This window comes from Pseudomonas sp. HY2-MNA-CIBAN-0224 (genome assembly GCF_040310285.1).
GTDB classification, from domain to species: Bacteria; Pseudomonadota; Gammaproteobacteria; order Pseudomonadales; family Pseudomonadaceae; genus Aquipseudomonas; species Aquipseudomonas helleri.
In genome coordinates, this window is record NZ_JBEOPQ010000046.1 from 1 (window position 1) to 10,729 (window position 10,729).

Genomic DNA, 10,729 nt, shown 5'->3' on the forward strand with positions numbered 1-10,729 from the left:
AGCTTGCCTCGCGATCTTTTAAAAGGTCAAAAGATCGCGAGGCAAGCTCGCTCCTACACACACACACATGTGATTGACTCAGCCCTTCACCAATCCCCGAATATCCGCCGTCTCCAGAATGCTTTTCGGCGCACCATGACGCGCTACTTCGAGCATGGCCAAGCCGATTTCTTCAGTCGACAACTCGTTGTCGGAACACGCTCGTAAGAGAAAATCAATTGCTCCAAACATACCTCACCTCATCCAGCGTCACGCCACCACGCACGAGCGTGCGGCAACTGCCAGGCTCTTCTGTTCCACCAAGGCCCTTATAGAAACGAATGGCCCTTTCGTTGCCAGATAAAACCCATAAGGTGATGCGTTTATAACCTTGATCAAGCAAACGCTTAAAGCCCGCCTGCCACAATTGGGCGCCAATACCCTTACTCCAATATTCTGCCAAAACGTAGATCGCCATGACTTCTCCCGATGCTGCTTCGGGCGTGTTTTCATCACGACAAGGCCCCAGTGAAAGCCAACCAATAACGATTCCCTCCACTTCGGCGACTAAAACGTCAGCGTCTTTGCTTTCAATTGTGCGGGCCCAATAGGTCTCTCTTTGAGGCAATGTCGCACTAAGGGAGGCTAAATAGTCAGTGGGCATCAGATCAAGATAAGCGTGTTGCCAACTACTGACATGAACGTGAGCGATGCGTTTCGCATCCTCGGGTAATGCGTCACGAATCATAGCCATCCCTCTCAAGCTCGCTTCTACACACACACACACATGCGATTGACTCAGCCCTTCACCAATCCCCGAATATCCGCCGTCTCCAGAATGCTTTTCGGCGCACCGTGGCGCGCGACTTCGAGCATTGCCAAGCCGATTTCTTCAGTCGATAACACGTACTTGGGCAGCAACTTGCGAGCAATCGACAGCAAGGGCGAGGTCAGCACATAGAACGCGTTGTACATCGGCGTCTTCGAACGCGCGCCGTGCAACGGCTGGATCACCCCAGGGCGAAACATGTAAGCCGCCTTGAACGGCAACGCCAGCAGGTCAGTTTCGGTGCGCCGTTTAACCCGCGCCCACATGGCTGACTGGCTGCCGGTGCCGGCGCCCGACACATAGGTAAAGGTCAGTTGCGGGTTGAGGCGCGACAGCACTTGGCCGGCCGCCAGCGGGATGTCGTGGTTGATGCGTGAATACCCGGCTTCGTCCATACCCACTGCCGAGGCGCCGAGGCAGAAAAAGCAGGCGTCAAAGCCCGTCAGCAGGTCTTCAATGGCCGAGTAGTCAAGCAGGTCGGCATGCACCAGGGTGCGCAGTTTGGGGTGGCTTGTTTCGCTGTCAGAGCGGCCAATGCTCAGGACATGGGTCACGTCCTGTGCAGCCAGTGCCTCACGCAATACCCCTTGGCCCACCATCCCGGTGGCGCCAAACATCACAATGTTCATCTCAGTAGTCCGTTAGCGTCAGTGAGTGGAGGACGACATGGGTTGCAAGGCTTGCGAGGCGCGCCAACGCGCTGGCGTTGTGCCTTCCCATGAACGAAACGCCCGATAAAACGAGTTGGTGTCTTCGTAGCCTAGCAGGCAGGCAATTTCTTCAATTTCGATTGAAGGTTCGCTGAGCAGATGGCGCACCACCTCTTGGCGGGTCTCCAGCATCAGTTGCCTAAAGTTCGTGCCGTCTTCAGTAATACGCCGCTGCAAAGTGCGCTCGCTCATGCCCAGTTCCCGCGCCACGTCGGCCAGTTCCGGGCGACCGCTGGCGAGGATGCGCTTGAGTGCCGCCTTGACTTGCAGGCTGATGCTGGCCGACGCCGTGGCCTCGGCCAGTGCAGCTATCAGCGCCGGGTTGAGCATGTCCAGCAGCTCCGGGTTATGGCCCGGAAACGGCCGATCCAGATCCGCCACGTCCAGCACCAAGGCATTGCGCTCGGCGCCATACTGCACAGGGCAGCCGTAGAACTCGCTCAGCGCAGGGCTGCCATCGTCTGCACGGGCCAGTTCGACCTTGCGCGGCGTAATGTGCACGCGAGTACCTTGGCGACCCAGTTCTACGAAGGTGGCAAAGGCTGCGTCCACCAGCAGGTTGGGCGGTAGCTCGGGGGTGTGCAGCCAGTCAATGGTGACGGTGCAGGTCTGGCCGTCTTCATTAACCAGCAGCCGTTCCGGCGTGCACAGTTGTTTGAAGCGGGCCAGGCGGTGCAAACCGTCGCGATAATCACGGGCGATAAAGGCAGCAAAGCTGGACGGCGGCAAGGTCGCAAAATCAAGCCGGGTCACCAGCAACACAGCGGCGGCCGGGTCAGGGTTGAGGACCTGCACGGCGGCCCACAAGCGAAAGAATTCTTCGGTGCTCACCTGACGCCGGTCACGCAGTTCACGTATGCACAGCGTGACGGGGAGCCGTGCCTGACGCAGGACCACTGAAGGCTCCAGCCCGATCAGTTTCAGGCCTTGCCAAAAGGCATCCGGCACATTGAAACGAGAGGCGATGGGGCGGCTTGCGTCAGACATGGGGGCTCCTTTATGTCAGGTCAGTCAGGGGTGGCTCAGTTAGAGGCTGACACGCTCAGGTCGTGCCACTTTTTATCCGATTCGGCCAGGTCTTGCGCGGCCTTGGCAGCGTACTGCACCGCGTCGCTACCGATCAGCAGACGCAGTGGCGCGTCATCCTTGAGGGCCAGTTCCAGCACAATTTCAGCCACGCGGTCCGGACGGGTCGGCAAAATGCCCGGGGAGTTGAGCAGCTCGGCCAGTGCGCCGACCGATTGTTTGTAGGGTTCGCTGATAGGCGGGATGGTCATCGACGGGCCGGCCCAATCGGTCTGCATGCCGCCCGGCTCAAGCACGGTCACTTTGATGCCCAGCGGGGTGATTTCCTGTGCCAGCACGGTGGAGAAGCCGCCGACGGCCCACTTCGCGCTCTGGTACGCGCCCAGGCCAGCCATGCCGATGCGCCCACCCAGCGACGAGACCTGGAAAATGTGCCCGCTGCCCTGGTGACGCAGGACCGGCACAACCGCCTTGCTCACATACACCACGCCGTAGAAGTTGGTGTCGATTTGGGCGCGGAAGTCTTCCAGGGTGACGTCTTCGACCGCAGCCAGATCGCCATAACCGGCGTTGTTGACCACCACATCGAGGCGGCCAAAATGCTTCACGGCGGCGTCAACCGCCTGTTCCACCTGCTCGTTGTTGGTCACGTCCAGCGCCAGTGGGTAAATCGCATCGCCAAACTCGGCCACCAGGTCATCGAGTTGCTGAGGCTTGCGGGCGGTGGCGACAACACGGTCCCCGGCGCGCAGGGCAGCCAGAGTGATGGAGCGACCGAGGCCACGGGAACTGCCAGTGATAAACCAGATCTTGGACATTCGAACACCTCTTCGTTAGAAACCGCTGAAACACCTGCCTCAGCGCCTGAACAAATAATGCTCGGCTGGCCGCCTTTACACACTAGCAGCAAGGCGCCAAGTGGCTTGCAGAAGGCGCCATTGTGCTTGCAACTCAGGTAATCGGCGCGAACTCCTCAATCGCATCAGGCCAAGGGCTCAGCACTTCAAAGCCGTTGTCGGTCACCGCCACCATGTGTTCCCACTGGGCCGACAGCGACAAATCCTTGGTGACCACGGTCCACTGGTCAGCCAGGGTTTTGACGTGGCGCTTGCCCGCGTTGAGCATCGGCTCGACGGTGAAAATCATGCCGGTTTTAAGCTTCATGCCCTGGCCGGGATAACCGTAATGGAGGATCTGCGGTTCGTCGTGATAAACCTTGCCGATGCCGTGGCCGCAGTACTCGCGCACCACGCTGAAGCCTTCTTTTTCGGCAACGGTCTGGATCGCGTGGCCAATGTCGCCCAGGGTTGCACCGGGGCGAACCTGGCGAATACCGGCGCACATGGCCTCATACGTGGTCTTGACCAGATGCCGCGCTTGCGGGCTCGGTTCGCCCACGTAGTACATGCGGCTGGTGTCGCCGTACCAGCCATCCTTCACCACGGCGATGTCGATGTTGACGATGTCGCCATCGTGCAGCACCCGGCCCGACGGGATGCCGTGGCACACCACTTCATTGACCGAGGTGCACACGGTTTTCGGGAAGCCGTGGTAGCCGACATTGCCGGGAATAGCCTTTTGCACATTGACGATGTAGTCATGGCAAATCTTGTCGAGCTGGTCGGTGGTCACCCCTGCTTTGACGTGCGGGGTGATCATCGCCAGTACTTCAGCCGCGAGCATGCCGGCGACTTTGGACTGGGCGATTTGGGCCGGTGTGTTGATAACCACGTGCGCTCTCATGGGCGGGCTCCTGCTGCAGCCTGTGCCGAATCAGCCAATTGGCACAGCTGTTTTAAATCGAGACCGCCCTCAAGCTCGGCGCGAATCAGTAAACGACTGATCTGGTTGTGATCCAGATCCGGGTACAGCTCTGTGAGCATGCCAATGCGCATCCAGTGCTCTGCCTGAGCATTGATCGAGCGACTGAGCGCGTTGCTGGCGATGCGCAGATTTTCGTGCATGGCGTCCGAGATTTTTACGATGCCCATCAAATGACCCAATATGAAATGTATATGGAATGTAAGCGAAACGTATATTAGGCGATGAGCCACGAAATCTGCAACACGCAGTCATGGACAGGCCCAAGGGTCGATCCCTATGCTGGGGCCATTACAAAAACAATCAAGAACGCCATGAACCCCGACTCTTCCCTCCATGTGTTGTTGCAGTGGCTTGCCCGGCCACACCGTAGCCTGGTGGCGCGCTATACGTTGCTGTCCGTTGTGGTCATGAGCGTGGCGCTGATTACCCTGGCGATTTTTTATGAGCAACTGGCCAAGGACTTGCTCAACCGCCTCACCGGCGAGCGGCTGGATGCCCAGGCATTGTCGACGGCCAACCGCTTGTCTTCCTTTCTGGATGATCGCTTCTACCAGCTCTCGGCGCTGTCCAATCACCCCAACATGCCTGAATTCATAGTTGATCAATCGCGGCTGATCAGCGACGTCGACTCGCTGCTCAAGCTGGAAGGGGACTTGCCCTTTATGTACGGCGTGCTGTTTTTTGATGAGCAGGACCGCTTGATCAAAGTACTGCCGGGCCAGTCTGCGTCGGGGGAGCCGTACTGGGGCAGTGAACACTGGTCCATCGCCGGTTTGCCGGTGCAATGGGTCGGCGATGTCGAAGTGATAGGGCCGCTGCTGCCCAAGGCGGGCGGCTCGGGCAGCTTTCTGATCCGCAAGAGCATCCGCATCGGGCGTACCAACCAGAAGGTGCGCATAGCCCTGCATTTGCGCCTGGCCTCCTTGAGCGAGTTGCTGGTCAGCGCGGGCATGGGCGGCGTGGTTGCGCCTTTGTTGCGCGTGCCTGGCGGTGCGTTTATCGACCCCACCGGGCGGCCCGTCAAGGCGCCGGGGCAATGGCACGAAGGGCCGATGATTTTGCCCGGCTGGCAACTGGTGTTCAGTGTCGAGCCGGGGGCCATCCTCAAGCCCCTGAACGATGCGCGCTGGTGGCTGTACTGGGTGGCGGCGGGATTTATCGGGTTTATCCTCATCGTCTTCTTTACCCTCTCGCGGCAGTTGCGCGCGCGGGTCAGCACCTTGCTGCAAGGTGCCCATCAACTGTCCATGGGCGACTTGAGCTATCGCCTCGCGCTACAACCCAAGGACGATGAAATCAGCCATGTGGCCCGCGCCTTTAACGTGATGGCCGAACGTCTGGCGCAGGTCATGGACCAGACCGTACGCAGCGAAAACCTCGCCGTATTGGGCACCTTCGCCACGGGTGTGGCCCATGAAGTGCGCAACCCGCTGGCGACCATGAAAACCACGGTGCAAGCCTTGCTGCGCCGCGAGCAAGAACCCGAGCGGCGGCACCTGCTGAGTGACCTGGTCAAGGAAATCGACCGCTTGTCACGGGTCACCAATGACCTGCTCGAATATGGCCGCCCGCACCCGGCCAAACCGCGGGTGGTCTCGGTGGCGCACCTGTTCGAGCACACGGCGGCGATGGTCGCCCCCCACTTGCAAGCGCGCAATATCGAACTGCTGTGCGAGTCGGCAGGGGATTTGCAATTGTTCGTCGACCCGGATCAAGCCCGCCAAGTGCTGCTCAACCTGTGTTTGAACGCTGTGCAGGCCAGCCCGGAGGGCGGCGTGGTGCGCTTGTGCGCCGAGACAGGCCAAGGGCGGGTGCGGGTGTTGATCATCGATCAGGGCTGCGGCATTTCGCCCGAACACCTGGAGCAGATTCGCCAGCCATTTTTCACCCTTAAACCCCAGGGCACCGGCTTGGGATTGAGCATCAGCCAGCAACTGCTGGAGGCCAACGACGCGCGCATGCACATCGTCAGCCGCGTGGGTGAGGGCACACAGGTGGCGCTCGATTTCCCTGCGTTCACCCGGTTTTTGTAGCCGCCTGCGGGCCTCGTCAGCGGCTACCGATCATTTTGAATACGTAAAAGTGAGACACAGATGCCTGATGTTCACGTGTTAATCGTCGACGATGAAGAAGCGCTGGTGCGCTCGCTCAGCTATGCATTGCGCGGGGAGGGCATGCGTATCAGCACGGCCAACAGTGGCGAGGCGGCGCTGCAACAGGTGCTGGATGACATCGACATTGTCTTGCTGGACCTGGGCCTGCCGGGCATCGACGGTATGGCCACACTGGATGGCTTGCGCCAGCGCAGCCCGCACCTGCCGGTGATCATGATTTCTGCCCACGGCGATACCCGGGCGGCGGTGCAGGCGGTCAAGAGCGGTGCCACTGATTACCTGACCAAACCCTTTGAGCTGGATGACTTGCTCGCCACCATCAGCAGCACCTTGGCCCTGGACACGCCTGAGTCACCGGTGCCCGGCCTGCAAGGGCAAAGCCCGGCCATGAGCACGCTGCACGCGGCGGTGCAACGGATTGCCCGCAGCTCGGCCACGCGGATTCTGCTGTTGGGTGAGTCCGGAACCGGGAAGACCTTGGTCGCCCAAGCGTTGCACGCGCACAGTTCACGGGCTGCCAGCGCGTTTATCGAAGTGAACTGCGCCGCCTTGCCCGAGCAGTTGATCGAGGCCGAGCTGTTCGGCTCGGAGAAAGGCGCCTACACCGGCGCCCATCAAAAGCGCGCCGGGCTGGTCAGCCAGGCCAACGGCGGCACGCTGTTTCTTGACGAAATCGGCGAGTTGCCGTTGAGCCTGCAAGCCAAGTTGCTGCACTTTCTGGAAAACGGCAGCTACCGTGCGGTGGGCGCCAGCCAGGCCAGCAGTGCCGACGTGCGGGTGGTGGCGGCGACCAACCGGGACCTGGCCGACGATGTGCGTCTGGGGCGGTTTCGTGAAGACCTGTTTTACCGCTTGAACGTCATCACGGTGGACATCCCGGCCTTGCGTGAGCGCGGCGAAGACCTGCTGTTGCTGGCGCAGTATTTTGCCCAGCGCCAGGCGGTTGAAGAGGGCGTCAGTCCGATCCAGTTTTTGCCCGATTGCGTGGCGGCGCTGCGCCGTCATCGCTGGCCCGGCAACGTGCGCGAACTGAAGAATCTGGTTGAGCGCCTGACCATTCTGTTGCCGGGCCAAGGCATCAGCGCGGCGATGCTGCCCGCGCCCTTGCAAGGGCAAGAGGTGGAGGCATCCAGCGTGCTGGGCGACCAGCTCGAACGTGCCGAGCGCGAGTTGGTGACCGATGCGCTCAGCCGCTCGGCGGGCCACAAAGGTCTGGCCGCGCAATTGCTCGGCATTTCGCGCCACGCGCTCAAACGCCGCCTGCAACGGCTGGGCATTGAGCGCTAAGCGCTCACACCCGCGCGCGTGTTGAGCGCAAACCGCTCAACGGAACACTAAAAACCTGTAGGAGCGAGCTTGCTCGCGATCTTTTGACCCTTAAAAGCTCGCGAGCAAGCTCGCTCCTACAGTCTTTATTGTGTTGGCACAGCCCTTGCTCTGTCCCTTCCCGCACTCCAACAAGAGGCGTTTTCAACGCCCAAAGGAATTTATGTCCCCGTTGCGTCAATGGGCCTGTGGCCTCCTGACCCTGAGCACTCTGCTTGCCAGCCCCTTGTCCAGCGCCGACGTCGGCCGTCTGGAATTAGGCGTGCCGGCCGCTGACGCCGACCTGACCCTGGGCTGCCTGTACCCGATGACCGAGCGCGCCGCCATTTATGGCCACGACAGCATCCTCGGCATTCAAGTCGCACTCAATGAATTGCAAACCCGCCGCGTGGCCGGTGAGCCCGTGCCGCGCCTGCGGGTAATTGTCGATGACGACCAGTCCAAAGCCTCCTACGGCGTCAGCCTGGCCAAGAGCTTTATTCACAAGGACGGCGTGCAAGTGCTGTGCGGCATGGTTTCGTCCGGTGTGGCGCTGGCCGTCAGCCAACTGGCCCGCCAGGAAAAAGTGCTGATGATCGGCTCCGATCACGCCTCGTCGCGCATGACCCTGGAAAACGGCCATCCGTACTATTTTCGCGTCACCAATGACACCTGGACCTCCATGGCGGCAGGCGCGCGGTACCTGCAAGCCTTGCAGAAAAAAACCGGCTGGAAGCGTCTGGCGTTCATTGGCCCTGACTACGAATACGGCCATGTGTCCCGCGATGACTTGCACGAAGCCCTGAACCAGTTGGGGGTGAAGTTCGATGACGTCATCGAGTTATGGCCGCGTCTGTACGAACCTGATTACTCGCCGTACATCACCGCGCTGGAACAGGCCCGGCCCGACATCATCGTTTCGGCGATCTGGGGCGGCGACTTCCATGCCTTTGTCAAACAGGCCGCCGGTAGCCGCTTGCTGGAAACCTCGCGGCTGGCGAACTTCGACACCGGGGCCAATTACGACTTTCTGGTGTCGCTGGGCAACAAGGCGCCAGCCGGGCTGATTCTGTCGGCGCGCCACCACAACAACTGGCCCGACACCCCGCGCAACCGCTCGTTTGTCGAGCGCTTTCATCAGTTGAGCGGGCGCTACCCGACCTACGCCGCGCAAGGCGCCTACAGCGTGGTGATGGTGATGGCCAAAGCCTTTGAGAAAACCGGCGGGGTGACCGACACCCAGGCCCTGATCCGTGCCCTCGAAGGCCTGGACATCGCCTTGCCCGAAGACCCGCCCGGCAGCTTTTCACGCATCGACCCGGTGACCCATCAAATCCAGCAGAGCCAGGCCATTGGCACGCCGGTCAGCAATACCGATTACCCGCCTGCCCAACTGATGCTGGGTGACTGGTCGGTGTATTCGGCGCAAGAGCTACAGCTCGACAGCGCCACCCTGAAGCGGCGTTTGGCCGCGCGTAAACCCGTCGCCGAGCCCTAGCGGCTCGCACCTTGACCGAGAAGCAAGCATGAATAATTCCAAGAAAAGCATGTTGAAACACCCTTTGGCCTTTGCCATCACGGCTGCCGGGCTGGCGCTGTCATTAAGCGCCGGGGTACAGGCTGCTGAAAACGGCAAGTTCCGCATTGGCGTGGTGACCTTCTTGTCGGGGCCGGCCGCTGGCCCATTTGGCGAGCCGTCAGCGAATGCCGCCAAGGTGCTGGTCGAAGGCTTGAACAAAGGCCAGTTGCCTGCGCCTTACGACAAGATCGGCATCAACGGTGCCGAAATTGAAATGGTCATGATTGACGAAGCGGGCGGGGCGGCCAAGCAGGTCGAGGAGTTCCGCAACCTGGTGCAGCGCCAGAAGGTCGATGCGGTGGTGGGCTATATCTCTTCCGGAGACTGCCTGGCCATTGCGCCGGTTGCCGAAGAGCTGGGCGCCATGACGGTGTTCTACGACTGCGGCACCTCGCAGTTGTTCAAAGAAGACAAAACCCCGCAGTACGTGTTCCGCACCAGCCTCGATGCGGCGGTGGACAACATTGGCGCCGCCCGTTACCTGGCCAAGGTGCGCCCGGACGCACAGAAAGTCGCCGGTATTCAGCAGAACTACGCCTGGGGCCAGGACAGCTGGAACGACTTCACCCACTCCATGGAGCAACTGATGCCCAAGGCCAAAGTGGTGGAGTCGCAAATGCCCAAAGTGTTCCAGGGCCAGTACGGCGCTGAAATCTCCGCGATCTCGGTCAAGCGCCCGGACATCATCCACTCCAGCTTCTGGGGCGGCGACATGGAAGCTCTGGTGTTGCAAGCCAACGCCCGTGGCTTGCTCGAAGACGCCACGGCGGTACTGACCTGCGGCGAGTCGGCCATCGACCGTTATAAGGATCAGGCGCCTAACGGCATGATCATTGGTGGCCGTGGCCCGTTCGGTGCCTTTGCGCCGGATAACACCCTCAACGGCTGGTTCAAAGGCCAGTACCAGGCCGCCTACAAAACCGCGCCGACGTACCCGGCCAGCAAAATGGCCCAGGCCATATTGGGCCTCAAGCACGCGGCGGAAAACGCCAAGGTTGAGCCAGGCAAAATCCCGACCCCGCTGCAAATCGCCCAGGCGTTCAAGGGTGCGACCTTTGAGTCGGTGTCCGGCACCGTGCAAATGGCCCGCGCCGATGGCCATCAAGCCATGCAAGGGATTGCCTACGGCGAATACCAATACGACCCGGCGACCAAAAAGGGCGGCGTGCAAAACGTCATCGCTTTCTCGGGCGAGTGCGTGACCCCGCCGGATGGCACCACCGCGCTGGACTGGATCAAGGCCGGCTTCCCCGGCGCGCAGTGCAACTGATCCGTTAACGGCCACTGTAGGAGCGAGCTTGCCTCGCGATCTTTTAAACGATCAAAAGATCGCGAGACAAGCTCGCTCCTACAGGTATTGCCA

Annotated in this window: 11 protein-coding genes; 4 read left to right on the forward strand and 7 right to left on the reverse strand. The window is 60.7% G+C overall.

Going from position 1 to position 10,729, the window contains the following annotated elements; genetic code table 11:
* Window positions 1-78: 78 nt before the first annotated feature.
* The 7 genes from AAEZ03_RS18525 to AAEZ03_RS18555 all read right to left on the reverse strand — a co-directional run bounded on the left by AAEZ03_RS18525 (window position 79) and on the right by AAEZ03_RS18555 (window position 4,535).
* Window positions 79-231, reverse strand: coding sequence for a hypothetical protein (locus AAEZ03_RS18525; RefSeq protein WP_227024788.1), 153 nt, complete (start codon window positions 229-231; stop codon window positions 79-81).
* Window positions 215-727, reverse strand: coding sequence for a GNAT family N-acetyltransferase (locus AAEZ03_RS18530; protein ID WP_048390094.1), 513 nt, complete (start codon window positions 725-727; stop codon window positions 215-217). Before AAEZ03_RS18530 ends, AAEZ03_RS18525 begins: the two co-directional genes overlap by 17 nt.
* A gap of 50 nt (window positions 728-777) precedes the next feature.
* On the reverse strand, window positions 778-1,437 hold the full coding sequence (locus AAEZ03_RS18535) for an NAD(P)H-binding protein (RefSeq protein WP_350580567.1): 660 nt from the start codon (window positions 1,435-1,437) through the stop codon (window positions 778-780).
* Between the two features lie 18 nt (window positions 1,438-1,455).
* On the reverse strand, window positions 1,456-2,505 hold the full coding sequence (locus AAEZ03_RS18540; RefSeq protein WP_153375306.1) for an AraC family transcriptional regulator: 1,050 nt from the start codon (window positions 2,503-2,505) through the stop codon (window positions 1,456-1,458).
* Between the two features lie 35 nt (window positions 2,506-2,540).
* Window positions 2,541-3,362 (reverse strand): SDR family NAD(P)-dependent oxidoreductase, encoded by an 822-nt coding sequence (locus tag AAEZ03_RS18545; RefSeq protein ID WP_350580569.1) that lies wholly within the window; start codon window positions 3,360-3,362, stop codon window positions 2,541-2,543.
* Between the two features lie 133 nt (window positions 3,363-3,495).
* Complete coding sequence (map, locus tag AAEZ03_RS18550) at window positions 3,496-4,287, reverse strand: type I methionyl aminopeptidase (protein WP_350580571.1); 792 nt, start codon at window positions 4,285-4,287, stop codon at window positions 3,496-3,498.
* Window positions 4,284-4,535, reverse strand: coding sequence for a ParD-like family protein (locus tag AAEZ03_RS18555; protein WP_048368667.1), 252 nt, complete (start codon window positions 4,533-4,535; stop codon window positions 4,284-4,286). Before AAEZ03_RS18555 ends, map begins: the two co-directional genes overlap by 4 nt.
* A gap of 144 nt (window positions 4,536-4,679) precedes the next feature.
* Here AAEZ03_RS18555 and AAEZ03_RS18560 point away from each other — a divergent pair, with 144 nt between their 5' ends.
* From AAEZ03_RS18560 to AAEZ03_RS18575, 4 genes are all read left to right on the forward strand, one after another.
* Complete coding sequence (locus AAEZ03_RS18560) at window positions 4,680-6,401, forward strand: sensor histidine kinase (RefSeq protein WP_350580574.1); 1,722 nt, start codon at window positions 4,680-4,682, stop codon at window positions 6,399-6,401.
* 60 nt (window positions 6,402-6,461) lie between these two features.
* A complete protein-coding gene (locus AAEZ03_RS18565) occupies window positions 6,462-7,769 on the forward strand; it encodes a sigma-54-dependent transcriptional regulator (protein WP_350580576.1) in 1,308 nt (435 codons plus the stop codon).
* Window positions 7,770-7,971: 202 nt separating this feature from the next.
* Window positions 7,972-9,285, forward strand: coding sequence for an ABC transporter substrate-binding protein (locus tag AAEZ03_RS18570; RefSeq protein ID WP_048390071.1), 1,314 nt, complete (start codon window positions 7,972-7,974; stop codon window positions 9,283-9,285).
* A 28-nt stretch (window positions 9,286-9,313) separates the two neighbouring features.
* On the forward strand, window positions 9,314-10,636 hold the full coding sequence (locus AAEZ03_RS18575) for an ABC transporter substrate-binding protein (protein ID WP_153375314.1): 1,323 nt from the start codon (window positions 9,314-9,316) through the stop codon (window positions 10,634-10,636).
* Window positions 10,637-10,729 lie beyond the last annotated feature (93 nt).